The organism is Polymorphospora sp. NPDC051019, assembly GCF_040683055.1.
Taxonomy (GTDB): Bacteria; Actinomycetota; Actinomycetes; order Mycobacteriales; family Micromonosporaceae; genus Polymorphospora; species Polymorphospora lycopeni.
This window is the reverse complement of record NZ_JBFBCH010000021.1, coordinates 49278-74598: the sequence shown is the minus strand read 5'-3', so window position 1 is coordinate 74598 and position 25321 is coordinate 49278. Positions and strand designations below refer to the sequence as shown.

Here is a 25321-nt window from a genome sequence, read left to right as displayed (position 1 = left end):
TATGATGACAGCACTCGATCCCCCAAGGCATCGGCAAACCTACCTACATCGATCTACCTAACCGCTTCGCGGAGGCAGGAACATGTCGTCGGTTGCGGTGCCTCGGCCGAGCGCGGTGATCGGTCGTACGGAATGCGGTCGTGATCTCGAATGTCTGGTGGACAACCTGCAGGCCGGCACGGGCGGTGCCGCCGTCATCTTCGGGGAGCCGGGGATCGGCAAGACCACCCTGCTGACCGCGTCGCTCGCGTACGCGAAGGCTCGTGACCTCTGCGTGGTGTCGGCTCCCAACGGCGCGCTCGACGATCAGAGCCCCGACGCGCCCTCACCGTTCGAGTGGTGGCATCGCCTGCCGGACGGGCTGACGGAGTTGTCAGCCCGCACCGACGTACTCCTCGTCCTTGACGACCTGCACCGGCTGCCCCATTTCCTTGCACCCGTTCTCGACCGCCTACTCGAGCTCACGGTCTGCGCGCCGGTCCTGCTGATCGCCGCCTACCGTCCCCGGCAGCTTCCGTTGGAGGTGGCCGCCGTGGTCTTCCAGGCGACGTCCTCGCGAACACTGCGGACATACCCGATCGGCGCGCTCTCGCTCGCCGACACCCGACAGATGCTCGGCGACCGCCCCGATCTGGCCACCATCCACGGTGACGGGCACGGCAATCCGGCATACATGCGAATGCTGGCCGCCAAATCGCCGGACACCTCCGACGCCGCCGGCGTGTTCTCCGACGAGCTCGCGCAACTCTCGCCGACCGACCTGCGAGCGGCGCAGCTGGCGTCGGCGCTCCGCGACCCGTTCTCGCCCGACCTGCTGGTCGCGGTCGCCACGGCCACTTCCGACGAGACGCTCACGGCCCTCGACACACTGGTCGCACGGGATCTGATCCGACCGACCGAGCCGGCACCCCGGCTCGCCTTTCGACATCGGGTGCTCGCCGACGTGGTCTACGCCCGCACACCGGTCAGTCAGCGCCGCGCGATACATGCGCGGATCGGGGCGGAACTGGGTCGGCGGGGTGGGTCGATGGCGGCGCGCGCGTACCACGTCGCACGGGCAGCCGACCCGGCCGAGCCCGCGCACGTCGACACGTTGCTGGTGGCTGCCCGCGAGGCAACAGACGCTCACCCCGACGCGGCGATCGGCTGGCTGACGGTCGCGCTGACCCTGATTCCGGAGTCCGACGGCCGGTGGTACGAGGCGCACCTCCTGCTGGCCCGTGCCCGGCTGCTGACGGGGCAGCCAAAGGCCGGCCGGGAAGCGCTGCACACGCTGCTTGCCCGGGAGCCGGCTCCGGACCGTCAGGTCACGGCGACCGCGCTGGTCCTGTCCAGCGAGGTGGAACGGCAGCTGGGGAACTTCCGGGAGGCGGACGCGATCGCCCGTACCGTGGCGCTCACGGCGCTCCCCAACGGAGACCGGATCATGAGCCGACTGCGGCGTGAGCTGGCCGAGAACGCGCTGGAGGCGCTGCACTACGACCGCGCGGCGCGGCAGGCGACCGCCGCCACCCGGCACGCGCGCCGCGGTGCCGATCCGGCAGGCGAGATAATCGCGTTCAGTTTGACGGCGTTGGCGCGGTACTCCGACGACAAGCCGGGCCACGCCGAGACCGCTATCGGGCGGGCAGCACGGCAGGCCGACGCGACATCCGACATGGTGCTGCTGCGCGACCTGTCCTGTCTGTACGAGCTGGCACGAGTCGAGGCGATCATGGAGCGCATCGGTGACGCTGAGCGCCACCTTGAGCGCGGGGTGACGCTGTGCCGTAGCAGCGGGCAGTCGCACATCCTTCCCGCGATGCTGAAGACCCTCGGAGACATCCAGGTTCGGCTCGGGCGGCTCGCGCGCGGCTTGGAGACCCTGGACGAGGCCGCGCACCTGGCCCGGATCAGCGACGACCGGCCGAGTCGGGCGCTGGTCGCCGGGCTGCGCGCGAACGCCCTGGTGTGGCTACGGGCCGGTGCCGACACCGCCGAGGCGGTGGCCGCGGCGGACGAGGCCGTGCGGGTCTGCGACGGGCACGAGACCGCGTTCGCCGTGGTGGTCCGCGCTATGGCGGCCGAGGCGTTGGTGCACGTGGGCGAGCCCGAGCGTGGCATCCAGCTGACGCTGCGCGCAGCCGGTGGACACGACCTGCCGCGCCTGCCGACATGGCGCCGGCCCCGACAGTGGGACCTGCTCGCTTACGCGGAGCACGGGACCGGCGGCGAGCCGGGCGCCGCCGACGGTTATGTACGACGCGCCAGAAGCTACGCCCGGCGACGGCCGTCCCCGCTGTGTCTGGGATACGCCGGTCGGGCCGAGGCACGTGCCCACGGCGTACATGGGGATCCCAGCGGGGCGGCGGAGACCGGCACGGCGGCCCTCGCCCAGTTCGAGGCCCGTGATGCCAAGCTCGATACGGCCCTCACCGGCCTGGTCATCGCCAACGCCTGTCTCGACAACCGGGTGGCTGACGGCGTTCGGGGCCACCTTGACCGTGCCGCTGGACTGGCCGACGTCTGTGGGTCGCCACGGCTGGCGGAGCACGTCGCGGTAGCGCGGCGAGCCCTCAACGCCACCCTGCCCCTGGCGACGGCCGTGCTGGACCAGCTCACCGCACGCGAGTCCGAAATAGCGGCGATGGTCAGCACCGGAATGACCAACAGCCAGATCGCCGCCGACCTGGGGCTGAGCGTCCGTACGGTGGACAGCCACCTGTGGCGCGTCTACCACAAGCTCGGGGTGACCAACCGGGCCAGCCTCACCCGACTCCTGGCCCACCGAACCTGACCGGCACGCCGAAGTTCAACCAGTCCGGCAACTCGGCGCGCTTGTCGTCGGTCGGGTCGGCCCAGTACGCCTTGGCGCTGTCCCACTGCTCGCCGAGGCCGTACTCGTGTGCGTTCCACGCCGCCGTAGGCGGATCGGAAGCACATCGGCAGCGGGTCGAGCCTTTCTCGGGAAGCACCCGTCGCGGTGCAGTGGATGCACTGATCGCCCGCTGCGCGAGGAGGGGCCATGTCCGACGGGAAGTGGAGTCAGCTCAGCAGTTCCTTCGAGTTCGTGCACAAGAACCTCGACGGCTTCAAGATCAAAGAAAAGGTCGATTCGATGGGGATCGACGGCTACATCAACTACTGCGCGCTGCTGGCGGCCGGAAGCGGTGCCGTGGCCGGGGTCGGTGGACCGATCACGTTCGTGGTCGGTGTTCCCGCTGACGTCGCCAACACCGTCGCGCAGCAGTTCCGGGTCACGCTGGCGGTGATCTACCACCGGACCGGCCGGTACGCCGTGTCCTTCCCGGAGTTCATGAAGATCGTCGGCCTGTCCCTCGGGGTCGAGGTCGGCGTCATGGGCCTGCAGCAGGTGGTGCGGGTCGTCGCCCAGGTGATCCTGAAGAAGCTCACCGCACGCGTCGCGGGCAAGGTGATCCCGTTCGTGGGTGCGGCGGTGGGGGGTGGCCTCAACTACGCCTTCATCAAGGCGATCGGGGGGACGCTGCTCGCGTTCGAGGACAGCATCTTCAACGGCCGTCGGGAGCTGCCGCCCGGGTGACGGCCGGTACCGGCCATCCGACCACGCGGGCAGGACCGGCTCAGGGTGCGCGGCGGTAGGCGTCGAGTTCGGCGAGGTCGCCCGCGGCCAGCCAGTCCTGCCCGTGGTCGTCGACGGCGCAGCCGGCGAGCCGCAGCCGGTGGGCGAGCTTGCGCCGGAAGTCGGCGCTGTCCCGCAGCTGGAGGAAGTTGCGCCCGTCCAGGTCGGCCACGGGCCGGTGGGAGCCCGCCTTGACGATGACGGTCCGGTCGGGATAGGCGGCCAGCGCCATGCCGAGTTCCAGCAGTACGTTGGGGCGGGCCTGCATGCCGGTCGCCCACTCGTGGGGTTCGTCGGTGTCCAGGCGCAGGCTGGGGTGCAGTCCGACCACGTCGTCGGGGGTCAGCACCACCACGGCCGCCCGCGCGCGGGTCACCGCGTGGGCCACGACGTCGCCGAGGAACGGGGTGGCCATGCCGGTGCCCGAGACGAGGGTCTCCCACTCCAGCGGTTTGAGGTCCAGGGCGCGCAGCAGGGTGAAGATGCCGTCGCGGACCGCGGCGTCGCGGCCGTGGACGACGAACACGCTGCGGGCGACGTCGTCGGCCGGCGCGCCGGTGGACGGTGGCCGGTCGACGCCCGGTGACGGCGGGTCCGGTGGCGGGTCGACGGGTCTGTCCCCGGTCAGGTGGCGGGCCCGGGCCGCCGTCGTCTCCAGGTGTTCACGTTCGTCGTCGAGGTGGGTGAGGAGCCAGTCGATCATGTCCTGGTCGTCGGCGAAAAGTCCCTGGACGGCGGGCGGGGTCCTCCCCCACGCTGCCGCCATGTTGTGCTTCGCCACGCCGACGGTGTGGCGCATGGCCCGCAGGTCTTCGACCGACAGGTTCGCGTCCCGCTGTACGGCGGTCAGTGCCCCGATCACGGCCGCGGAGGTGTCGCCGGCGCGGACGTCGGCGGCCAGCGCGTCCACGCGGTCGCGCAGGTCGTCCGACGGGTTGTCCCGGCGCAGCACCCGCAGTTGGAAGCGGGCCTTCGCCGTGTGGAGCAGGTAGCGGGCCAGTGGTGGGATGGCCGCGCTGCCGTCGGACCACACCCACGCGCTCACCGTGGCGTCGTCGTGTGTCGGGGCGGCCAGCAGCAGTCGCCGTTCCCACCGGGCGTCGTCGGAGTACGGCAGTTCCCAGAGCAGCGCGGAGTCCCCGAGTTGGGCGGGTTCGGCCCACCGGGGCGCCGGGCCGGGCAGCTGCCCCGCCAGGGCGCGGCCCACCGCCGCCCGTCCGGCGGGCGGGATCCCGGCCGGACCGGCGTCGGGCAGGTCGGTCATCCCGGCGAGATAGATCCGGACCACGCCCAGCAGCGGGGCGGTCCGGCCGACGGCCAGGGCGTTCCACTGCCGGTCCAGGTCGTGCCACCGCGGCCAGTGGGCGGGCGCGGCGTCGGTCGGCGGCGGTCCGGGAGCCAGTGCCAGCGACAGGTTGAGCAGGTCGTGGTGGCGGCGCAGTACGGCCTGGTAGTCCGCGTCGGCGCGCTCCTGGCCGGCGAGGATCCACTCGGGTCCGGTGCCGGCCGGGGCAGGCAGGTCGGCGGCGGTTTCGGGTAGGCGTGCCGGTGCGTCGAGGCCGGGGATCTCGTCGTCCAACCGGAACAGGTGGCGGCAGGCGTCCCACAGGTCACGGAGCGCGGCGTACGCCGCGGTGGCGTGGGGGCCGGCGGCGGGTGCGAAGACGTGGACGACCATCTGCTGGTCGAGCAGGCGGGGTTCGCCCACCGCCGGCTCCGTGTGCGGCCCGGTCACCGCCTCGACGGCTTCGCCGGTGCCGGTCCGGCCGGCGGGTAGGCGGCGGTCATGGCGTCGACGGTGCGGCCCACCCGTTCCCGCACGGTCTGCGGCACGGAGCGGTCCGGTGGGGCGGAGACGCGCTGGATGCGGTCCGGGCCGGCCAACTCCAGCGCGGCGACCGCGTGCGCGAGTGCGGTGAGGTCCCGGGCGGCGATGGCGGCTTCCGTGTCGGTCAGCAGTTCCTCGACCGTCGACCAGCGCTGGTCGGGAAGGTGCCACTCGATCAGGTCGGCCAGGATGTCCCGCGCGTCACGGACCGCGTCGGGTTCGGATGCTTCCGGACCGGCGGCCGGTCGTGGCGGGAGTTGGTTCTGCACCCGGCCGTCCTTCCAGGCCGATCCTTCGAGGTCAGGCCAATCTCTTGGTCAGGGCAATCCTTTGAGGAACGATGCGACGTCCAGCATAGCGGTCCGTTGGAGGTCCTCCGGTCGGACCACGACGCGCAGTTCCCGGCTCACCGGCCGGTGTCGGGACCTTCGTACGAACGACTCGACGATCATGGTGATCAGGGTCGCGGGCTCGATCCGGTCGACCCGGGCCAGCCCCGCGCCCATCACGGGCACCGCCACCGGCTCCCGGCGCCCGTGCAGGTCGACCGCGTCCCACAGGTTGTCCAGGCTGTGCCGTAGACGGTCGAGGGAGGACCGTGCCACGAGGTCGTTGCCCATGACGCTGTACGCCACGGCGAAGACCTGGCGGCTCGATCCCCGCAGCACCGCCACCGTGCCGACCGGGTAACGGGCGAGTTTCCCGCGCCGCTTGTCGGCGCGCGACTCCACGGTGACCGGGTCGACGGTGCGCAGGGCGTTGCGCAGGTCCCGGTCCAGGCGGGTGCGGTCGCCTCCGTAGAGGCGGTCGAGCACCTGTCCCTGGAGGCTGGTGCGGCTGATCACGACGTCCTGCGTGATGTCGGTGTCGAAGGTGTCGCTGAAGCCGACGGCCAGGTGGGCACCCTCCTGGGCGAACAGGTCGCCGCCGGCGACCACCACGGCGGTGCCCAGGGCGGCCAGGTCCCGCCGCAGGGTGCCCGCCCGCGTACGCGACCGGCCGCGCAACTCCACCAGCATGGCGGCCAGGCCCGGGTCGTCGGGGTGTTCGGAGTGCAGCACCTCACCGACCCGTAACGCCTCGTCGAAGAGTCCGAGCTGCTGGTACGCCTCGACCAGGGCACGGCAGGCGGCGGCGTGCATGGGACGTAGCCGTGCGATCGTCGCCCGCGCGAACGCGTACTCCTCGACGTGGAACAGCGGACGGCCCCGCCACAACGCCACGGCCTCGGTGAGCAGTTCCACGGCCGTCGCCGCGTCGGTCCGCTGTGCCCGCGCGAGCAGGTCACCGAACCGGTGCACGTCGACGTGGTCGCGCCCGACGGTGAGCCGGTACGCCGAGGTGGCCGCGCCCCGGTCGGTGGGGATCAGCAGCGACTCGGCGCCGTCGCGGTCCGGTTCCAGGACCCGGCGCAGTTCGAGGATCCGCTTCTGGACGCTGATCCGGTCCTCGCGGCGCACCGTGCGGGCCTGCGTCGGCCAGACGTCCCGGAAGATCTCGTCGACGGTCACCAGGTCACCGTTGGCGATCACCAGTCGCGCCAGTACGGCGATCGTCGTCGGGGTGAGCTTGACGGCCTGCCCGTCCACCTCGACGACGGTCGGTCCCAGCAGCCCGATCCGGACCCGGCTCACCCTCGGCTCCGGCCGGTCGCTGTTTTCATCAGAAGCGAATCGGAAGCACGTCGGAAGCAGGAGTGCCATTTCACCGGAAGCAGACCTCCGTGTTCGCTTTCTGGTGTGTTTCCCCTATCGAAATGGCCGGTCACGCACCCCCGGACCCGCTCGACGTCCGGAGGATACCGGGCCGCGCCACACTCCCCCGTGGACAGTCCGGAACCCGACCCCGCCGTGGCGGCCGGTTGGTGCCGTGACTGACCAGGGGCTGCCGGACCGTACGGAACTGGACGGCCTGCTCACGCCACCGCCGGAGGGCGTCCGTGACCGGATCCTCGAGTTCCCGCACCGCTTCGGTGCCGCGCCGCGGCGGCACCGCTGGTCCACCGACCCGGACGGCACCCCGACCGATGTGGAGCTGGTCGTGCAGGGCTTTCTGCCCGTGACCGGTCCTGACCGGCACACGGCACTGCCGTGGGTGCACCACGTCTGGCGGCGCTGCGCCGAGGTGGCGGGCATGGACCAGGCACTGGCTGCCCTGCCCGCCGCGCCCCCGGCCGCCCTCGAGGACCTGCCGGCCGGCAGCCGACCCGCCGCCGCGTGCGCCGGCCCGGGCCCCGGAGTGCGCCAGGCCCTGCTCTACCGGGAACACGACCTGCTCTGCCTGTCGGTCGTCCTCGCCCCGGACCCACCCACCGGATGGGAGGCGTCGGAGCGGCTCTGGGAACGCCTCGTCGACGGCGCTCCCGTCGCCGCCCCGACGATCGGCGAGGCCCGCCTGTTCCTGGCCACCGGAGAATGGCCGCCGACACCGCGGGCCGCGGTGACCCGCAGCGGATTCCGGGTGTGGGAGAAGCCCCTGCCGCGGCGCAGGAGGCGTCGGGGGGCGGCATGAACCCGCCGGACTCCACCGACCCGTTCACGCACGGCCTCGCCCTCAACGACGAGGGCATGGACCTGCGCGAACGGTTTCAGGCGACCGGGTCCGACGCCGACCTCGACGCCGCGATCGAGACCGTACGCCGGGCCGAGGCGCTGGTCGACGCCGGCGGCAGCGGCGGGACCGCCCACGGCACGGTGCTGTCCAACCTCGGTTCCATGCTGGCCACCAAGGCATACCGCACCGGCCGGCAGAACCTGCTCGAGGAGGGCGTCGTCCACCTGCGCCGCGCCGTGGCGTGCGCCGCCGAAACGGCCCACGACCGCGCCGCCCGATCCGCCAACCTCGGCCAGGCCCTGGCCGTCCAGGCGTCCCTGAACGGCGACCCGACCACCCTGACCGAAGGACTCACGCTGATCGAGGAGGCGCTGCGCGTCGGCGACCCCGACGACCCGGTCCGGGCCGTCGCCGCGTCGGCGTACGCGATGGGTCTGCGGGTCCGCGCCGAACTGACCGGTGAGCCCGCGCACCCGGCCGGCGAGGTCCCCGACCCGTACACGATGTCGGACACGCTTGCCGACGACGCCGATCCCGACCAGGTGGCGGCCGTGCTCGCCAACGTCGGCCTGGCCCGGCTGCAGTCGGCCGACCCCGCTGAGCGCGAAACCGCGATCGCCGGGGCACTCGACCTCGCCGCCCGGGCGGTGCGGGCCATGACGCCGGCCCGGGCCGACAGCGCGATCACCGCCAGCCACCTGGTCACCCTCGCCCTGCGCCACTACCACCGGACCGGCCGGCTGTCCGAACTGGACCGGGCCGTCGCACTCGGTGACGCGCTGACCGACCGCCTGCCGGCGGGGCTGCGACCGATGCTGCTCGTCAACATGGCGCTGGCACTGGACCTGCGCTCCCGGCGGTCGGCGTCGCGGGCCGACGCGACGCGGGCGGTCGCCCTGTGCGAACGGGCCGCCCAAGAAACGGCCGACTCGCCCCAGGTGGCCGCCACGGTCGCCCTCAACCACGCGATCTGCCTGGAGAACCGCTGGCGGCTGACCGACGACCCCCACGACCTGGTGCGGGCCAGAAGGATCCTGACCCGGGTGGCGGGCACCGTTCCCGCACCGGCGCTGCGCGGACACGCGGCGATGAACCTGGCCGCGTTGCACCTCGCCCGGGCCGAGCACACGGCCGAACAGGCGGAACAGGCACGTACGGCACCCGCCGGATCCGGCGTCGCCGGTCGGGTCGCCCGCCGCGCCAGCAGGCTCTACCGCACGATCCTGTCGCGGCTGAGCGCGGTCGGCGACATCGACCACGCGATCGGATACGCCACCCAGGCCGCCGCCGAACTTCCGACCGGCTGGGACGGGTACGGCACCGTCCTGCTAAACCTGGCCCGGGCCCACGTCGCCAGGTGGCGCCGCGACGGCCGCCCCGCCGATCTGGAGCAGGCGACCGACAACTACCGCCGGCTCGTCGACCTGGACTCCGAGGCTCCGCTGCGCAGGATCGTCGCCGGCCAGGAGTGGGGTGACCTGGCGGCCGGCACCGGCGCATGGCCGACGGCCCACCAGGCGTACCGGCGCGCCGTCACGCTGCTGCCGATGTTCGCCACCTGGCGGGCAGACCGTCGGGACCACGAGTTCGTGCTCGGAATGGTGTCGGAGCTGGCCCGGGACGCGACGGCGGCGGCGCTGTACGCCGGCGATCCCGACGACGCGGTCGTCCTCGCCGAACTGGGGCGCGGCGTCATGCTCAACCACGTCACCTCGTACCACACCGAATTCGACGAGCTGGCCCGCACCGCCCCGACGCTCGCCGAGCGGCTACGGGCGACGCTGTCGGCGCTGAACGAGGACGGGGTGGCCCCACCCGTACCGGACCCCGTCCCGGACGCCCGGGAAGCGGCCGAACCCGCTGATCCGCAGACGGATCTGATGACGGCTCTCACCGACCGGCGTCACCTGATCGACCGCCTCACGCAGATCCTGGACGACATCCGGGCACTGCCGGGCCTGGCCCGGTTCGCCCTGCCACCCCGGCCGGCAGATCTACGGGCCGAGACGGCCGAAGGCCCGGTCGTCATCGTCAACGTCAGCCGGCACCGGTGCGACGCCCTGCTGGTCGGCGCCGACGGCGTCACCCACGTACCCCTGCCGGACCTGCGACACGCCGACGTGACCGCCCGCGCCCGGCAGCTGCTCACCGCGACCACCGACGGCGACGAGGAGGAGATGGTACGGGCGATCCTGCGATGGCTGTGGGCGACCACCGTCGGGCCGGTGCTCGCCCGGCTCGGCCTGACCGCGGCGGCCGTCGGCGACCGGCTGCCCCGGGTGTGGTGGGGTTCCCACCGGCATGCTCGCCGCCATGCCGCTGCACGCCGCCACCGACGACAACCACTGCGCACTCGACCTGGTCGTCTCCTCGTTCGCGCCGACCATCCGGTCCCTCGGCCACAGCCGGCGGACCCGGACGACCGGCCTGCCGCGCCGGCTGTGCCTGGTGCTGCCGGCCCCTGACGACCGCTCCGGGCTGCCCGCGGCGCGCCGTGAGGCACAACGCCTGCGGGAACGGTTCGGCGCCGACCACACCGACCTCATCGCAGCCGAGGCGGGCGCGGCGACGGTGGCGGCGGCCCTGCCCGGTCACGCCTGGGCCCACTTCGCCTGCCACGCCCGCAGCGACCTGGCCGACCCGTCCAACAGCCGACTGCTGCTCTCGTCGGCCACCGACGGCGCCCTCACCGTCGAACGGCTGGTGCGTCTACGGGCAGACGGCGGCGAACTCGCCTTCCTGTCGGCCTGCGAGACGGCGATGTCCGGACCGCACCTGGCCGACGAGGCGGTGCACCTGGCGGCAGGCTTTCTCACCGCCGGATTCGGCCAGGTCATCGCCACCCTGTGGGCGGTCAAGGACCCGGTGGCCCGCCGTACGACCGACGAGGTCTACGCGGCGTTGATCGACCAGCGCGGCCACGCTTCCCCGGTCGCGGCGGCCGACGCCCTGCACCGGGCCACGCTGGCGACCCGGGCGCGCTACCCGGACGCCCCGACGGCGTGGACCGCCTACATCCACCTCGGGCGTTGACGGATCGGTGACGGGTGGCGGCCCCGCCACCGGGATAGCCGCGGCCATCGGTTTCTCGGTCATGATGGCCGGAGCGGTCGTCACTCACCTCCGCGCCGGCGGCTCCGCGTACGGAGTGTTACCGACGACTGTCTTCGGGTTGGCCTCGATCGCGGTGGTCGTCCTCTATCTCCGCCGATCTGACCGCGGACGGCGAGAATCTGCGGACATCGACACCGCCGACGGGGTGGGTTCGGCTGTGCTTCTGGTGAACCGGTCGGCCAGTTGCGTGAAGGCCTGCGTGAGTTCGGCGGGGCCGGCGACTTCGAAGTCGGCGTCGTAGCGCGCGACGGCGGCGGCAAGGCTGGGCCAGGACCAGGAGCCGAGGGTGAGTTTGCAGCGGTCTGGGCTGATTTCCTCGACGACGCCGTCGCGTGTGTGGAGGGCGACCGTTGCTGCGGGCAGGTCGAGGATGACGGTGCCTTGGCAGGGCCAGTTGCCGGAGGCGTCGATGGAGCCTCGGAAGGTGCTCGTGACGTAGGTGACCACGTCTCCCCCGGGCAGTTCGCGCGGGCTGAAGCGAGGTCCGTTGGGGGTGCGCAAACGTATCCGGTCGGCGCGGTAGGTCCGCCAGTCCCGGCGGTCGAGGTCCCAGGCGACGAGGTACCACCGCGTGTCCCGGAAGATGACGTGGTGCGGCTCGACCCGACGCGGGGGCTTGTCCGTGGTGTCGGTGCCGTAGTCGAAGCGCAGGATCTCGTGGGCGTGGACGGCGGCGCTGATCGCGAGCAGTACGTCGCCGTTGACGGGCGGGGCCGGCTGGGTCGCGGGCCGTTCGACGGCGGTGACCTGGAGGGCGTCGATCCGGTGGCGTAGCCGGCTGGGCATGACCTGGCGGATGGTGTTCAGGGCGCGGGCGCTGGGTTCGGCGAGGCCGCTACCGGCGGTGGTGGCGGCGATCTGCAGGGCGATGGTGAGGGCGACGGCCTGTTCGTCGTCGAACAGCAAGGGCGGTAGTTCGGTGCCGGCGCCGAGCCGGTAGCCGCCGTCGGGCCCCTTGACGGCGGCGATGGGATAGCCGAGTTCGCGGAGCCGGTCGACGTCGCGGCGTACGGTGCGCAGGCTGACGTCCAGGCGGTCGGCGAGTGCCGTGCCGGGCCAGTCTCTGCGGGTTTGCAGCAGCGACAGCAGAGCCAGCAGCCGCGCAGAAGTCTTCTGCATGAGACGAGTCTGCCGGTCATTGGTGACACAACCTGGCACCTACTGCTGCAAATCTAGGTCGGGCCGGCGGGCAAAGCAGTCCGGCGAGGCCGCCACGGCCGCTTCCTCATTCGCGACACACCCCGGCAGGATTCATCATGGGCATCAGCACTACCGCACACCTCAACTTCCGCGGCAACGCCCGACAGGCGCTGGAGTTCTACCAGTCCGTCTTCGGCGGCCGGCTGACGGTCATCACGTACGGCGACTTCGGCATGCCGAATGGACTGCCCGACGCCGACAAGGTCGTCTGGGGCCAGGTGGAAGCCGACAACGGCTTCCGCATCATGGCCTACGACGTCCCGAGCCGGCCTGAAGCCTCGCCGGGCGGCGCGGCGGCTTCCACCACGTGGCGGGAGAACGGCATGACGCTGACCGGGCAGCCGTTCTTCATCTCCATCCGCGGCGAATCCGTCGAAGAGGTCGGCGCCCTCTGGGAGAAGCTCGTCGACGGAGCCACCGTGGTCGAGGCCTACGCCACGTCGCAGTGGGCCCCGGCGTTCGGAATGCTGACCGACCGCTTCGGGATCACCTGGATCCTCGACGTCGCCACCCAGCACACCGCCGCCTGACAGCGAGGACGTACGGGTCGGTCCTTCCGCCCGGTCTGCCTTCGGGGTCCTTCACGGGATCTGTCGACCGTGGCCGGGAGGACTGCTCGTACGCTCACCGGACGCGGTGGTGAGCGGGAAGGTGACGCCGGTCAGCTCCTCGGACACCGTCCACAGTCGATGGGCGACCGCGTTGTCGCGGGCGGCTCTGGACCGGCCGACGAGCTTCGGTGCACCACGACCTTGAAGGAAGCCGCCGGGGCCGGCGTAGCTGCCGGCCGGGACGTCTGCCACCGCCGCGTAGACGACAGGCAGCGCGCCGGCCTCCTCGCTCTGCGCCAGGAGACCGATGAGAGTCGTGCGGAGCCTGCGCAGCGGGGACTGCTCGCGATCGAGGTGCCCGAGGAGGTTCGTGGCCGCCAAGCCGGGATGGGCGGCGGTCGCGATCACCGGTGACCCCGCCTCGGTCAGGCGGTGCTGCAGTTCCAGGGTGAACAGCAGGTTCGCCAGCTTCGACTGCGCGTACGCCGGAAACGCCCGGTAGGCCCTGCGCTTCCAGTTGAGGTCGTCGAAGTCGATAGCGCCCGTCCGGTGCCCGGTGGAGGAGATGGTGACCACCCGATCCCGGATCCTCGGCAGGAGGAGATTCGTGAGCGCGAAGTGCCCGAGGTGGTTGGTGCCGAACTGAAGTTCGAAACCATCGATGGTACGGCCCAGTGGCGGGATCATCAAACCCGCGTTGTTGATGAGCACGTCGATCGGCTCGGCGGACCTCTCGGCGAACTCGCGGACCGAGGCGAGGTCGGCGAGGTCGAGCCGCCGCACGTCGACGTCGCCGGTCATCGTCGCGGCGGCGGCGCGGCCCTTGGCGAGGTCGCGGACGGCGAGTACGACGTGAGCCCCCTTCGCGGCGAGCATGCCGGCGGCGGCGCGGCCGATGCCGCTGTTCGCGCCGGTGACGACGATGGTGCGGCCGGTCAGGGCGGGGATATGCGCCTTCGTGAATGTTGTCATGGCAAACAATGTATGCGGTGACAACAATGTCGTCAACGGCAACACCTTCGGTTAGGGTGGGGTCGTGTCCCCGTACCACCACGGAAACCTCCGTACGACGTTGCTCGCCGCCGCCGAGCGCAGCCTGCGCCAGCACGGCGCGGACCAACTCTCGCTGCGCGAACTGGCCCGCGAGGCCGGCGTCAGCCACGCCGCGCCACGCCGGCACTTCCCGGACCGTCAGTCGCTGCTGGACGCACTCGCCGAGGCCGGATTCGCCCGGTTGGACCAGGAGCTGCGCGCGGCACTCACCGCCACCGGGCCCGAGTTCGGCTCGCGCCTGCACGCCGCAGCGGCGGCCTACCTGCGGTTCGCCACCGAGGACGCCGCACTGCTGGAACTGATGTTCACCCGCAAGCACCGCAAGGAAGCCGACCGGATCGTCGCGGCCGCCGCCGCACCGTTCGGGCTGCTGCACGACCTGATCGCCCAAGGACAGAAAGAGGGCGCCCTCCAGCCCGGCGACCCGCAACACGTGGGAATCGTGCTCTTCGCGACGCTGCAGGGCATCGCCACGCTCATCAACGGCAGCCTGGTGGCACCAGAACTGCTCGACGGGATCGTGGAAACCGCGGTCGACCAGTTCATGCGGGGATCGCGGCGGCCCTGAAGGTACGACCGGACCGCGACGACTGAAGGACGACCGACTCGAGCGGCTACTCCCCTGTCTGGCGGAATGCGTTGACCGCGGCCCGCAGGCGGAGCCAGGTCGGATCGGCGTCGTCGGCCGTGGTCAGGGTTTCGAGATCGTCGAAGTCCCACGTGCGTCGTCCGTCGTCGCGAACCAGGCTGGCGTCCAGGTCGGCGTCATCGGGCGGTTCCCTGGTGGCGGACAGGAACTTCTCACCCCGTTCGCGTCGACGACGATATCGCCGACGCGAACGGACCTGGGTGGCGACGCACTACAACGCTGCCACTTCCCTGCACCGCGTGGATCCCGGGCCGCCGTGACGCGTCAGGCCACTCACCCGATGCCGTCGACCGCGGCCCTGAGTGCATTGATCGACAGATCCCAGCTGAAGTTCAGGACGGGGATGCCGGAAGCGGCGGCATTGCTGTCGCCACCAAGGACCACTGCCCGCGGCTTACCGGTGCCCTGGGGGACTATGAGGTACCAGTTGCCCTTCACATTCGCGATGAACACTTCATCTACCTCCTGGTCGGGCGGGTTCGGGTGGGCGACGTCTCCGACGTGGTTCTCGAAATCGACCGTCGCGCGGAAGTTCGTCGGACTGCCGGTGTTCAGCCAGAGACTTGTGTGCACATGCGGTCCGACACCGTAGTCACTGCCGTTCGCCGAGGCGCCGGAGTACGCGATCGTCTGGCCTCGCGACACACGTTGGCCGGTTGAGACGGTGATCCTGGACAAGTGCAGGTGCCGGGTGTAATTGCCATCATCATGGGCCATCCCCACGACGCGCCCGGTCGCGGTGGAGGTGTCGGTCTTCACGAAACGGATCGTGCCGTTCGCCGCGGCCTTGACGGGAGTACCGGTTCCGACCGCATAGTCAGTGCCCGGCTCCCCCGAGGGCGGCGTCCGGTTCCGGTGGTCTTGCCAAGAACTCGAGATCCGGACGTTTCCGCACGGCCTCTGATAGCTGCCAGCAGCCTGAGCGGAGCCGGGCAGCAGAACAAAGGCGGCCGACACCCCGGATGCCGCCAACGCGGCACTTGTGATGAGCCCCCGTCTCGAAAGTCCCCGCAGATAGGCGATGCCACCGAGATCCTCGGGCCGCAGGTCGCCGTGGCTGACATTGTGAGGTGGGTCAGGGCGAGGCTCCTCGCTGAGGATCATCGATGCAATTTAAGGCCACTTCCACGCAAGGGCAAGGGTTTCCCTACGATCGCTTTGGGAGGTTACGCGAGTCCTCTCCGTGAAGTAGCCAGGCCAGGGCATGCGTCGTCGTAGGTCGGGTTGCGCTTGGATCGACCACTCCCAGGACGCATCCGGACGCCCATCGGCTCGCCAGTGGCCGCTCTCCGCGCCGCGCAATCGCGGCAGATCCGGATGTCGCGTCGCGGCGCTCGGCTCCGTCGGACTCATGGACTCGTCGTGAGATCCTGCCCGGTCAAGGGGGCGGGACGTGGGTGGCGAGTGGACGATCGTCTCGGAAGATGAGGCTCTGGCCCGGCTGGGCACGGCGCGTACGGTCGTCCGAGGCGATGCGGTGACGTTGGCGAAGGGCGCAGACAGCACGGTCGTCATCATCGTTGATGCCGGTGACCGGCCGTCAGGCAACGCCGTCGCCGGCGAGAGAGCCATAATGCTGCACGAGCCCTTCCCGGAGGGAGTGCTCGTGGGGCGTGGTAGACGACGTCGGGCAGACGTCGTCCGGGCCCTGTTTACGCCAAGCCGGTCACTATCGGCGATCACGTCTGGATCGGCGACGGCGTTACGATCATCCACGGTGTGGCCATCGGCGCGAACATGATCATCGGCTCGGGCAGCGTGGTCACCCGCCCCATCCCGGCGAACGTCGTCGCCGTCGGATCGCCGGCCCGGGTGCTGTGCGAGATCACCGACACCGACAAGACGGGTTACCGGCCTTGATGCACGTCCGACACGCGATCGTGAAGGAGGGACGCCGATGCAGTCACGGCGCCCTGTAACCCGCACGCAGCTTGCTGCCGACCTCCAAGAACTCGGCCTGGGCGCGGGAATGGCCGTGATGGTGCACACGTCGCTGAAGTCCCTCGGCTGGGTCATCGGCGGCGAGCAGACGGTACTCGATGCCCTTCGAGACGCCGTCGGGCCGACCGGAACGCTGGTGATGCCCACGCAGTCATGGCAGCTGTGCGACCCCGCCTACCTCAATCTGGAGCCCGCCTCGTGGTGGCCGACCATCCGTGACAACATGCCCGTGTACGCGCCGCAGGTCACACCCACCCGGACCATGGGTGCAGTCGCCGAACTGTTCCGGACCGTGCCGGGCACACGGAGATCCGGGCACCCGCATCGCTCGATATCCGCCAACGGACCACAGGCGGCCGCCATCACGGCCACGCATGATCTCGACAGCCCTGCCGGGGAACGCTCGCCGCTCAGGGCCCTGTACGACCTGGACGCGTCCGTGCTGCTTCTCGGCACGACAGCAGCGAAGATCACCGCGCTACACCTGGCGGAGGATCGCGCGCAATGGCCGGGCAAGCGCCTCGTCGGCAACGGTGCCGCCCTGATCAGAGACGGCCGCCGAACCTGGGTGAGCTGGGAAGAACTGTGGGTCGAAGACGACGACTTCGTCGATGTCGTCGAGGCGTTCGCCGGCGGCGGTGGACTCCGCCGCACCGGCCACGTCGGTGACGCACCTGCCCAACTCCTGCCGATTCGCGCCCTTGTCGACTTCGCCGCGCCGTGGTTCAGCGCACGCCGAACCCACTGAACGCCGCTGACCGGGCCCATCCCGCCGCGCCCGAGGGCACCGTGGCGGCCCTCCACCGAGTCCTTCACACCGTTCGGGGTTGCTGACTGGGATCGTGACGCCACCAGGACCTCATCGCCAGAGGTACTGCCGGTTACCTGTGGCTCTACGCGGGTGAGAGTGTGCGTGGGCCAAGCATCGGTTGGCGAGTACGGATCGGCCGGGGCTGGTGGACACTCCAGCGGCACCGGCCGAACCTCGCATGCTCGGTACGTCGGGCGCTCCGCCGCCGCCGCACACGCGTTCGCAACCGGGCGCGGCTGCGTCAGGAGAACCGCCGGCAGCCGTTCAGACGCGCCTACCCCGACGCTAGGCGCCGGCCAGCCGCCGCACGCCGACAACCTCGACCACCTTCCCGGGCGCGCCCAGGCGGCCAGCCGCACAACGTCGCGTGTCGTTTCCGACGAACGGCACTCCCGTGGGAATGAGACCGGGTGTCAGGTCAGGTGCTCGACCTTGCGGGTTCCCAGCGGGGCGGCCAGTTGTACCAGGACAACGGACTCCAGGGCGATCGCCGCGCACTCCTTTTCGGCCGCATGTGGCAGCAGGCCCACCCGGACCCGGACGCGCACCGCCGCCTCGCTCTCCGCCACCTCCGGCTCGGCGCCGTAGCAGTCGGTGGGTCCGGCGGTCACGGTAACCTCAAGCGTCCGGTCGTCGACGGCTCGCCAGGTGCGCCAGGGAACGACCCGTGGGTCGACCAGGTCGTTCCGGACCGGCAACGCCCCAGGGCTCGATGAAGCGTTCGGCGCCTGGGTGGCGGTGGTGTCGTCATCGGTGCCGGGCTCGGCCGCCGAGCCGCAGGCGCTCAGTGCGATCACCGCCCCGACCAGCAGCAGGGCTGCCAGTCGAGGCGATCGTCGCGTCAGCATCGGCTCAGATTACCAGTCACCGTTGGCGGCGTTCGTGCCGTCGAGAACCGCCGTGTCGAAGTACGGCCCCCGGTTGACCCCGCCGCCATCGACGGTTGACATCACGGAACGGACCAAGCCGAGCCCGTTGGCATTGTTGTAGTTCCAGATCCACGGACCACCCGAGGAGCCGCCGCCGAAGTTGCAAGTGATCTTCGAACGGTCGTCCCAGATGCTGTTGTCGGTGGCGACACCCCAGCAGGCCCACATCCTGTTCCCGCCGTCGTGATTGCTCGGGTATCCGAAGACCGACACATCGAACTCGGTGCCGCCGTTGTAGGCCAGACCGTGCCCGCCGACGGTGTCGACGACCGTCGTGCCCCAGTCACCACCGGAGAACGTGGTAACCCAGCCGACGTCCCGGTTGAGGTTGCTGTTGTTCATCCATTCGTTGAACGTCCGCAACTGGTACGCCTGGAACCGGCCCACCGGGTCGCGGTCGGCGTTGAAGGCGTTGTACCGCGGCACGAAGACCAGATTACTCAGCCAGGTGCCGCCCTGTCCGCTGTGGACACAGTGGCCAGCGGTGATCAGCACCCGCTTGGACGGTGTGTTGATCGCCGACGCCGAGCACCATGAGCCGCTCTCGTAGCCGCCGATGAACAGCTTGCCGTTGGTGATCGAAAAGTTCGTCACCGGCGGTGGGGCATCTATCTCCCTCGTCGCGATCGTGGCGGCCACCGGCTTGGTCGCGACCGTCGGCGCCTTGCTGGCAACAGCCCGTGCGGTGTTCTCGACCCACACGGCGTCTCCGGGCGCGTCCAGCGGCTTGGCCGCCTTCATCCGCTCCGGTGTCCAATATGCCAGCACCGCGGGGTCACCGCCGGTACGCTCGAACGTCTGCAGCTGCGCAGGCGAGTAGGTGCGGGGGGCTTTGTCACCCGGCAACTGCACCGGTGCCAGCGAGCTGCTGGTGCCCAGATCGGAGCCTGCGACCCGGGTCGGCTTGGTGTCCGCCCAGGCCGGACCCGCGGAGGACAGGACGGGTGCGACGGCCACGGCCAGCGCGATGACACCCAGGCGCCGAGCGCCCCGGGCAAAACGGGTTCTACCAGACACGACCATGCGGCTAACTCCTCATTGTCGAGCAACCGTCCCCGATTGCTTTCGAAATCCACGCGTCACACCCACGCCCTGTCGAAGCTCACGACGTCCTCGATCAGCCAGGTTGGAACAAGTCATCCCAGAAGAGAGGGATCTCTGTTTACGAGGCAGACGGTTGTCGACGGCATGACGGCCGCTCCGACCTCTGGAGTAGCGAGGGCGGAGACCGACACCGCGGAGACAGCGGCAAGGACGGCGGCGACTTTGCGCGGCTGGTTGACCTACAGCCAGAACTCCCTTCGGAGATCATCGCATTGCAAGCGCCGGATCCGACATGCGAGCGAACGACGTCAACAGTTTCCCACTCAGCACGTCCGCCACCGGCTACGAAACCACAGCTGCCATAGTCAATGACCCGTTTCAATCAGTCAACCCTCAGTTACTGGATCGCTACTGGATGGATGTTGTGACAATTGTGGATGCGCAGGCATCCCCAGCCTTGACCATCAGGCCGGGTGGATGTTCAGGCTCTGGAAGGCGAGTTGGTCGAGGTGCCCGACGCCCTGCTCGATCACGGTGAACTCGACCTCGTGCTCCCCGAACCACTTGCCGAGGTCCAGCAGTGTTGGCGGTTGCGGCCGATACGCCGCGGCCGGACAACCGTGAATTGATCACCCGGTTCCCGCAGTTATTGCCATGCCCTAAGCAGGGCCGTCAACACCTCGGGCCGGTGCGAATCGCCCACCGCCAGGTGGCCCTCGTCCGGGATGACGACGAGTTCGGCGTTGGCGATCCGTTCGGCATACCAACGTCCGTACACCACCGGGCAGACGTCGTCCGCATCTCCGTACCAGAGCAAGGTCGGGGCTTGAATGGCGTGCAGGTCGACGTCCCAGCCGCCGCCGAGGGCGAGCCCATCGAACACCGCGCCTTCGGTGCCTTCCAGCACCTCGCGCATGGCGTCGGCCATGATCGCCCGGTAGGTTCCGTCGCCGGCCAGCGGATCGTCGCCGAGCCACGTATCCAGGCGGGCATCACCGTCGAGTTCGCGCAAACCCGCCTGCCAGACGTTCTCGACAAGGTCGCGCATGCCGGCACGAGCACCAGCCAGGTCGCCTTCGTCCAGACGTGCCAGGCACGCCCGTTCCTCTGGCTCCGCCGACGGATCGGCAAGCTCCCGCCACGGTCCACTCCCAGCGACTACACCGAGGGCCCGCACCCGCTGGGGATCGGCAGCCGCAGCTGCCACAGCGAAAGGCCCACCTCCCGACGAACCGACCACGGCGTACTGGTCAAGCCCGAGCAAGGTAGCCAGGGCCACAATGTCGCGACCCACTGCCGACAGGGTTGGCCTACCAACGATCGCAGTCGATCCGCCGTAGCCTGGCCGACTCACACTGATGAGTCTGACACCGGCCGCCACCGCTGCCGGATGCCACAATTTCCCGATGGTCCGCGTATTCGGGCTTCCCGGCTGAAAGAAGACTGGAAGCCCCGACGGATCGCCCCCATCGAGATACTCGACAACTCGGCCATCGGGCACCGTCAGGCTTGCCTCGTTCTCGGAACTCATGGCCCCACGCTACAAAGGAGTCAGCTACCGCTGCCTGCAGGGGCACACCGCCCTCGTCGGCTGGGAACCGCCGAACGTACCGGCCCTCTGGCAGCGTCTGCAGACCGAATCGAATCCCGGAAACACGGGTCCGACCACAACCAGGTGGCCGGGCCCGTCGCCGATGCTAACGATCTTGTGCTGAGTAGCGAGGCGTCCTGGCGTTGGCCGGCCGGTGTAACGGGTGCGGCGTGGTCGATGGTGCCGAGGTCGGTGGCATCGAGAAAGACCGTGGTCGCCTCTGCGTTGTCGTGCAGGTGGTGGAGGAGGCCGGTGCCGGGAATCGGGACGATGTCGAACCCCTGGTGAAGTAGCCAGGCGATGGCCAGTTGAGCGACGGTGCAACCGCGCCCCTTGGCAATCGACGCCAGCCGGTCGGCGAGGGTGCGATGGGTGGCGAGTTCACCGACGGCGAACCGCGGATCGGCGCGGCGGATGTCGCGCGCCGCAAGGCCAGGCAGATCGCGGCCCGCACCGGCGAGCAGGCCACGGCCGAGGGGCGAGCGTGCGACCAGCCCGATCCCGAGTTCACGGCACGTGTCGAGAACGCCGTTCACCTCCGGCGCCCGGGTGCCGACCGAGTATTCGGTCTGCACCGCGGTAACCGGATACACCGCGTCGGCCCGCCGGATCATCTCCGGTCCGGCGTCGACCATTCCGAGGTGACGTACCTTTCCGGCGGCAACGAGATCGGCCATCGCACCCCAGGTCTCCTCGATCGGTACGTCCGGATCGACGTGGTGCTGGTAATACAGATCGATGACGTCGAGGCCGAGCCTTCTCAGGGACGCGTCGCAGGCCGCCCGTACGTGGTCGGGACGGCCGTTGATCCGGGTCCCGGTGCCGTAGGGGATGCGTTCGACGCCGAACTTCGTTGCCACCACCACCTGATCGCGTCGGCCCGCCAGCGCCCTGCCGACCAGGTGCTCGTTGACGCGGTCACCGTACGAGTCAGCCGTGTCGAACAGGGTGATGCCCAGATCCAGTGCCCGGTGGAGTGCCGGGGTCGACTTCGTGTCACGGCCCGGATGGTATTCGGACAAGCCCAGGCAGCCGAGGCCGATGGCCGAGACGGGAAGGGTCCGCAGACGTCGCGCGCGCATCACACCTCCTCCTCCTCGTCACTGCGCACCGGTCACGCGCCGGCGGAACCGGGCTGCCCGGCCCGTGCCTCGGTGGTGAGTTCGGCATGACGGTCCATGATTTCCCACACCTTCTGCTGCAACTCGGCGGGCGGTTGTGGAAGCAGCGAACGGCCGTGATCGCGGCTGCGCAACGCCACGGTCGCCTCCCCTGTCGCGGTCTCCTCTCCGCGTTGGTTGACCGCCCGTAGTTCGATCTCGACGAGGTTCATGCCGCTGTCCCGCCGCTTGCCGGTCACCGTGCCGGAGAGGTACTGGATGTCTCCGTGGTAGTTGAACTTCCGGATCTCGTCGTGCTGGCGCACCACGAATCCCTCGTCCCCCATCCAGTCGGTGAGCCGGTGGTGCAGCCAGCACTCGCGCAGTACGCCGTAGTCGTAGGCGCGCGGGTTGCCGATCGCCTGCGCCCATGCGGAGTCCCAGTGCACCCGCTGCGCGACGTCCGGTACGCCGTACTCGTTGTCGACGTAGAAGGCCGGAATGCGCTGGCGGTTGCGCCAGTTCAGGCGGGAGGTCCTCAGGCCGTACGGCACGAAGCCGTAGCCGCCGGCATGAAAGACGATCATGTCGGTGGTGGTGAGCGGGCCTTTGGCCATCGTTCCGAGCGATTCGCCGACCGTCACGTCCTCGAAGTAGCGGGGCTGCCCGCCACGTACCGTTTCGGCGGCGTAGATCTCGTCGAGTTCGGCAAGGTCCTGCTTCGTGTACGAGGGGGTCGGTACGTCCCGGTACTTGCCGGCCTCCCTGGCCTTCTTCCTGCCGGTGAGGATGATGAGGGTCCGGTATACGCCGACCACTTCTCCCCGCTGGTTGAACTTGACCTCGCGGTTGACACGGATCACGCTGCGGCCGGCGAACTCCGACTTCTTGACCTCGACCGATTCCAGGCCCTTGAAGGAGTGGAGCCGGTCCCCCGCGTGCACCGGCCGATACCATTCCCAGGTGCCGCCGGAGACGAAGGCGTGGATGCCGCGGTAGCTGCCGCCGCGCAACTCCTTCGGAAGCCGGTCTCCGAGCAGTGGGGTGTTCAGGATCGCGGCGATGATCTGGGGGGCGACCTGCCCGCCCCAGCGGGTGCCCGCACCGTGGTCGGGGTCGGTGTAGAGCGGGTTGTCGTCGCCGTAGCTGAAGGCGAAGTTCCGGATCGCCTCGGGTGTGGCCGTACCGAGGTAAGCCAGGTCGCGGACGGCGGCGACCGCGCCGGCGGCCGCCCGGTCCCGATCGATGTCGGCCTCGTCGATGTCGAAGTCGCTCGCCTCCTCGAACGCCTGACCCGGTTCGGCTCCGCCGCGGTTCTCTTCGCTCATGTTCGATGCCTTCAATCAGTACGGGTGGTCGGGTCGTGCCGGCCAGGCCGGCCTCGAGCACGCCTTGAGGTATTCGTTCGTCAGGCGGGCGGCGAGCTCGTCCACGGAGGGGATGTCGTCGATGAGTTCGACGCCCTGGCCCGCCGACCAGATGTCCCGCCATGGGCGTACGTCGGGAGGCAGGTGGGTGTGGTCACCGCGGGCCGCTGGAACCGGCAGGTTCCGGGTATCGAGACCGACGCGTCGCAGTGACGGCACGAGCCAGTTCGCGGGGACCGAGGCGACCGCGTCGGTGTAGAGGAGGTCGGCCGCCGCGGCGTCGACGAGCATCCGCTTGTACTCCGGCGGCGCCGACGACTCCCGCGTGGCGATGAACCTGGTGCCCACGTAGGCGAGGTCGGCGCCGAGGATCTCGGCGGCGCGGATCGCCGCGCCGGTGGCGACCGCTCCGGCGAGGACGATGGTGCCGTCGAACATCGCGCGTACCTTCGGCACGAGCGCGAGGTGGGACACCAGTCCCGAGTGTCCCCCGCCGCCAGCTCCGATACAGGTCAGTCCGTCGACGCCGGCGGCGATCGCCTTTTCGGCGAAACGCAGTGACGTCACGTCGTGGAACACCCGACCACCCCAGTCGTGGACCCTTTTCGTCAGCTCGGTCGGGTCGCCCTGCGCGGAGATGATCAGTTCGACGTCGTGCCGCCGGCAGACGTCGAGATGCGCGTCGAGGTGTTCGGCCATGATCGCCCGGGAGATGTTGACCGCGATCGGGCCGATGGCCGCCTGGGGGTGGCGTTCGCGGTGTTCCCGCAGGCTCCGCCGGATGGTGCCCAGCCAGGCGTCGAACTCTTCGATGCTGCGGGCGTTCTGTCTCGGGAGCGCACCGACGAAGCCGTTACGGCAGGCGGCGGTGACGAGTTCGGGACCGGTGACGAGGAACATCGGCGCGCAGATCACCGGTAGGTTGAGCGAGCGGCGCAGCTCGGCGGGAATGCTCATACGTCGCGGACCCGCGTTCTGGCGTCCCGGAAACGGCCCCGTTCGAGGGCGGCGAAGACTCGGTCGTAGCCGTCGTGCCAGGCCTGTTCGAAGGATCGCCCGGCGTCGAGGCGGACCTGGCGGCGCAGTTCGGCCAGGGAGTGGACGTCGTTGGCGGCGAGTGCGCGGGCGTAGGCCCGGACGTCCGTGGCGAGCGAGTCGGGCGCCGAGACGAACTGGGCCAGACCATACTCGTACGCCTCGGTGCCGGTGATGGCCCTGGCGCTGAGCAGCAGGTCGAGCGCGCGGCCGGTGCCGACGAGTTGGGTCAGCAGCCATGCGGTGCCGAGTTCCGCGACCAGGCCGATCTTCGCGAAGGCGGTGGTCCACTTGGCGTCCGGCACGGTGAAGCGCACGTCGGCCATCAACGCGTGGGCGAGGCCGATCCCGGCGACCGCCCCGTTGACGGCGGCTATCACGGGCTTGTTCACGCGCATCGCGACGTCCCGGGGTTCGGCGAGGGCGCGCCGTCGCACCTCGTCGAGGTCGAGGGTTTCGAGGCGGGTGAAGTCCGCACCGGCGCAGAAGCCGCGGCCCGCGCCGGTGATCACGATGACGCGGACCGCGGGGTCGTCGTCGGCCCTGCGTAGCGCCCCGAGGTAACGGGAGGCCATGTCGTCGGCGAACGCGTTGAGTCGCTCCGGGCGGTTGAAGGTGATCGTGGCGATCTCGTCCTCGACGCCATAGCGGATCGTCTCCGCTGGCAGCTCTCCGTCATGAGACACGCATGGAGTGTACCGATCGGTATGTTGGTGATCAAGGGTCGCGCTCCGGCGGCGAACGAGACAGCCCAGCGATCGATCACGCCAACCACACGGCTACAGCAGGCCACACCTCTACTACCCCTCCCCACCCGTCGAGGCGGAGCCGACCGCGTACTACAGCGATCAGGTCTCGGAATCATCCAAACTGATAGACTGGTCGGTCCATACAACCGGCAAGTCGACTACCGTAGGTCGCGACCGCCAGACCGGGAACGGCACCGCCGACCGAAACCCCCACCCGACCCCGTCC

23 protein-coding genes and 2 pseudogenes are annotated in these 25321 nt (G+C 70.1%); 11 read left to right on the top strand and 14 right to left on the bottom strand.

The genetic code is table 11. The features are described from left to right. Positions 1-157: 157 nt before the first annotated feature. Positions 158-2776, top strand: coding sequence for a LuxR C-terminal-related transcriptional regulator (locus AB0M79_RS29055; protein WP_364219579.1), 2619 nt, complete (start codon positions 158-160; stop codon positions 2774-2776). Here the strand turns inward: AB0M79_RS29055 and AB0M79_RS29050 are convergent. Then, entirely contained in the window at positions 2748-2954 is a 207-nt protein-coding gene (locus AB0M79_RS29050) for a hypothetical protein (RefSeq protein ID WP_364219576.1), read from the bottom strand. The genes AB0M79_RS29055 and AB0M79_RS29050 overlap by 29 nt on opposite strands. Positions 2955-3004: 50 nt before the next feature. Between AB0M79_RS29050 and AB0M79_RS29045 the strand changes: the two genes are divergently transcribed. Next, positions 3005-3541, top strand: coding sequence for a hypothetical protein (locus AB0M79_RS29045; RefSeq protein WP_364219573.1), 537 nt, complete (start codon positions 3005-3007; stop codon positions 3539-3541). A 40-nt stretch (positions 3542-3581) separates the two neighbouring features. Here AB0M79_RS29045 and AB0M79_RS29040 read toward each other — a convergent pair whose 3' ends face one another. Genes AB0M79_RS29040 through AB0M79_RS29030 form a run of 3 tightly spaced genes read right to left on the bottom strand, consistent with a single transcriptional unit; the run spans position 3582 to position 7042 of the window. Further along, the gene (locus AB0M79_RS29040; RefSeq protein ID WP_364219570.1) at positions 3582-5288 is read right to left on the bottom strand and encodes a CATRA conflict system CASPASE/TPR repeat-associated protein; all 1707 of its coding nucleotides are present in this window, start codon (positions 5286-5288) and stop codon (positions 3582-3584) included. A 23-nt stretch (positions 5289-5311) separates the two neighbouring features. Beyond that, the gene (locus AB0M79_RS29035) at positions 5312-5677 is read right to left on the bottom strand and encodes a CATRA system-associated protein (protein WP_364219567.1); all 366 of its coding nucleotides are present in this window, start codon (positions 5675-5677) and stop codon (positions 5312-5314) included. Between the two features lie 48 nt (positions 5678-5725). Beyond that, on the bottom strand, positions 5726-7042 hold the full coding sequence (locus AB0M79_RS29030) for a macro domain-containing protein (protein ID WP_364219564.1): 1317 nt from the start codon (positions 7040-7042) through the stop codon (positions 5726-5728). Between the two features lie 235 nt (positions 7043-7277). Between AB0M79_RS29030 and AB0M79_RS29025 the strand changes: the two genes are divergently transcribed. The 3 genes and pseudogenes from AB0M79_RS29025 to AB0M79_RS29015 all read left to right on the top strand — a co-directional run. Continuing rightward, the gene (locus AB0M79_RS29025; RefSeq protein WP_364219561.1) at positions 7278-7919 is read left to right on the top strand and encodes a CATRA conflict system CASPASE/TPR repeat-associated protein; all 642 of its coding nucleotides are present in this window, start codon (positions 7278-7280) and stop codon (positions 7917-7919) included. A 2355-nt stretch (positions 7920-10274) separates the two neighbouring features. Next, positions 10275-10994, top strand: a complete 720-nt coding sequence (locus AB0M79_RS29020; RefSeq protein ID WP_364219558.1) for a CHAT domain-containing protein — start codon at positions 10275-10277, stop codon at positions 10992-10994. A gap of 7 nt (positions 10995-11001) precedes the next feature. Then, positions 11002-11127: pseudogene (locus AB0M79_RS29015) on the top strand (DoxX family protein); the annotation flags it as partial. A 32-nt stretch (positions 11128-11159) separates the two neighbouring features. Here the strand turns inward: AB0M79_RS29015 and AB0M79_RS29010 are convergent. Next, entirely contained in the window at positions 11160-12194 is a 1035-nt protein-coding gene (locus AB0M79_RS29010; RefSeq protein ID WP_364219555.1) for a WYL domain-containing protein, read from the bottom strand. A gap of 137 nt (positions 12195-12331) precedes the next feature. On the opposite strand from AB0M79_RS29010, the gene AB0M79_RS29005 reads away from it, so the two are divergent. Next, positions 12332-12805 carry a VOC family protein gene (locus AB0M79_RS29005; RefSeq protein WP_364219552.1) on the top strand — a complete coding sequence of 158 codons (474 nt, stop codon included), beginning with the start codon at positions 12332-12334 and terminating at the stop codon, positions 12803-12805. Positions 12806-12856: 51 nt separating this feature from the next. Here the strand turns inward: AB0M79_RS29005 and AB0M79_RS29000 are convergent, their stop codons facing one another. Further along, complete coding sequence (locus AB0M79_RS29000; protein WP_364219755.1) at positions 12857-13798, bottom strand: oxidoreductase; 942 nt, start codon at positions 13796-13798, stop codon at positions 12857-12859. Between the two features lie 64 nt (positions 13799-13862). On the opposite strand from AB0M79_RS29000, the gene AB0M79_RS28995 reads away from it, so the two are divergent. Next, the gene (locus tag AB0M79_RS28995) at positions 13863-14447 is read left to right on the top strand and encodes a TetR/AcrR family transcriptional regulator (RefSeq protein ID WP_364219549.1); all 585 of its coding nucleotides are present in this window, start codon (positions 13863-13865) and stop codon (positions 14445-14447) included. A gap of 354 nt (positions 14448-14801) precedes the next feature. On the opposite strand, the gene AB0M79_RS28990 is transcribed toward AB0M79_RS28995, so the two are convergent. Continuing rightward, positions 14802-15632: a M23 family metallopeptidase gene (locus tag AB0M79_RS28990; RefSeq protein ID WP_364219546.1), complete on the bottom strand. Its 831-nt coding sequence runs from the start codon at positions 15630-15632 to the stop codon at positions 14802-14804. A gap of 567 nt (positions 15633-16199) precedes the next feature. Between AB0M79_RS28990 and AB0M79_RS28985 the strand changes: the two genes are divergently transcribed. Then, positions 16200-16388, top strand: coding sequence for a hypothetical protein (locus tag AB0M79_RS28985; RefSeq protein WP_364219752.1), 189 nt, complete (start codon positions 16200-16202; stop codon positions 16386-16388). Positions 16389-16425: 37 nt separating this feature from the next. Continuing rightward, positions 16426-17217, top strand: coding sequence for an AAC(3) family N-acetyltransferase (locus AB0M79_RS28980; protein ID WP_364219543.1), 792 nt, complete (start codon positions 16426-16428; stop codon positions 17215-17217). 476 nt (positions 17218-17693) lie between these two features. Here the strand turns inward: AB0M79_RS28980 and AB0M79_RS28975 are convergent, their stop codons facing one another. Together AB0M79_RS28975 and AB0M79_RS28970 are read right to left on the bottom strand one after the other, a co-directional pair. Further along, entirely contained in the window at positions 17694-18128 is a 435-nt protein-coding gene (locus AB0M79_RS28975; protein WP_364219540.1) for a hypothetical protein, read from the bottom strand. A gap of 9 nt (positions 18129-18137) precedes the next feature. Further along, positions 18138-19166: a hypothetical protein gene (locus AB0M79_RS28970; RefSeq protein ID WP_364219537.1), complete on the bottom strand. Its 1029-nt coding sequence runs from the start codon at positions 19164-19166 to the stop codon at positions 18138-18140. Positions 19167-19726: 560 nt separating this feature from the next. Between AB0M79_RS28970 and AB0M79_RS28965 the strand changes: the two genes are divergently transcribed. Then, a complete protein-coding gene (locus AB0M79_RS28965) occupies positions 19727-19882 on the top strand; it encodes a hypothetical protein (RefSeq protein WP_364219534.1) in 156 nt (51 codons plus the stop codon). A gap of 17 nt (positions 19883-19899) precedes the next feature. On the opposite strand, the gene AB0M79_RS28960 is transcribed toward AB0M79_RS28965, so the two are convergent. Continuing rightward, complete coding sequence (locus AB0M79_RS28960; RefSeq protein ID WP_364219531.1) at positions 19900-20784, bottom strand: alpha/beta hydrolase; 885 nt, start codon at positions 20782-20784, stop codon at positions 19900-19902. Between AB0M79_RS28960 and AB0M79_RS28955 the strand changes: the two genes are divergently transcribed. Continuing rightward, positions 20783-20968 (top strand): carbohydrate-binding protein, encoded by a 186-nt coding sequence (locus AB0M79_RS28955; protein ID WP_364219528.1) that lies wholly within the window; start codon positions 20783-20785, stop codon positions 20966-20968. The two genes, AB0M79_RS28960 and AB0M79_RS28955, sit on opposite strands and share 2 nt — an antisense overlap. 55 nt (positions 20969-21023) lie before the next feature. Here AB0M79_RS28955 and AB0M79_RS28950 read toward each other — a convergent pair. The 4 genes and pseudogenes from AB0M79_RS28950 to AB0M79_RS28935 all read right to left on the bottom strand — a co-directional run. Then, positions 21024-21926: pseudogene (locus AB0M79_RS28950) on the bottom strand (aldo/keto reductase); the annotation flags it as partial. A gap of 32 nt (positions 21927-21958) precedes the next feature. Next, positions 21959-23272: a MaoC family dehydratase N-terminal domain-containing protein gene (locus AB0M79_RS28945; protein ID WP_364219525.1), complete on the bottom strand. Its 1314-nt coding sequence runs from the start codon at positions 23270-23272 to the stop codon at positions 21959-21961. Between the two features lie 15 nt (positions 23273-23287). Then, the gene (locus AB0M79_RS28940; protein WP_364219522.1) at positions 23288-24268 is read right to left on the bottom strand and encodes a nitronate monooxygenase; all 981 of its coding nucleotides are present in this window, start codon (positions 24266-24268) and stop codon (positions 23288-23290) included. Then, positions 24265-25032: an enoyl-CoA hydratase-related protein gene (locus AB0M79_RS28935; RefSeq protein WP_364219519.1), complete on the bottom strand. Its 768-nt coding sequence runs from the start codon at positions 25030-25032 to the stop codon at positions 24265-24267. The genes AB0M79_RS28940 and AB0M79_RS28935 overlap by 4 nt, the downstream gene beginning before the upstream one ends. Between the last annotated feature and the right edge of the window lie 289 nt (positions 25033-25321).

What these genes read in the sequence shown, in the direction of transcription:
- AB0M79_RS29045 (WP_364219573.1), top strand. Translation starts at nt 3,005, where the DNA reads ATGTCCGACGGGAAGTGGAGTCAGCTCAGCAGTTCCTTCGAGTTCGTG.
- AB0M79_RS29020 (WP_364219558.1), top strand. Translation starts at nt 10,275, where the DNA reads ATGCCGCTGCACGCCGCCACCGACGACAACCACTGCGCACTCGACCTG.
- AB0M79_RS29010 (WP_364219555.1), bottom strand. Translation starts at nt 12,194, where the DNA reads ATGCAGAAGACTTCTGCGCGGCTGCTGGCTCTGCTGTCGCTGCTGCAA.
- AB0M79_RS29005 (WP_364219552.1), top strand. Translation starts at nt 12,332, where the DNA reads ATGGGCATCAGCACTACCGCACACCTCAACTTCCGCGGCAACGCCCGA.
- AB0M79_RS29000 (WP_364219755.1), bottom strand. Translation starts at nt 13,798, where the DNA reads ATGACAACATTCACGAAGGCGCATATCCCCGCCCTGACCGGCCGCACC.
- AB0M79_RS28990 (WP_364219546.1), bottom strand. Translation starts at nt 15,632, where the DNA reads ATGATCCTCAGCGAGGAGCCTCGCCCTGACCCACCTCACAATGTCAGC.
- AB0M79_RS28980 (WP_364219543.1), top strand. Translation starts at nt 16,426, where the DNA reads ATGCAGTCACGGCGCCCTGTAACCCGCACGCAGCTTGCTGCCGACCTC.
- AB0M79_RS28975 (WP_364219540.1), bottom strand. Translation starts at nt 18,128, where the DNA reads ATGCTGACGCGACGATCGCCTCGACTGGCAGCCCTGCTGCTGGTCGGG.
- AB0M79_RS28955 (WP_364219528.1), top strand. Translation starts at nt 20,783, where the DNA reads ATGGCCCCACGCTACAAAGGAGTCAGCTACCGCTGCCTGCAGGGGCAC.
- AB0M79_RS28960 (WP_364219531.1), bottom strand. Translation starts at nt 20,784, where the DNA reads ATGAGTTCCGAGAACGAGGCAAGCCTGACGGTGCCCGATGGCCGAGTT.
- AB0M79_RS28945 (WP_364219525.1), bottom strand. Translation starts at nt 23,272, where the DNA reads ATGAGCGAAGAGAACCGCGGCGGAGCCGAACCGGGTCAGGCGTTCGAG.
- AB0M79_RS28940 (WP_364219522.1), bottom strand. Translation starts at nt 24,268, where the DNA reads ATGAGCATTCCCGCCGAGCTGCGCCGCTCGCTCAACCTACCGGTGATC.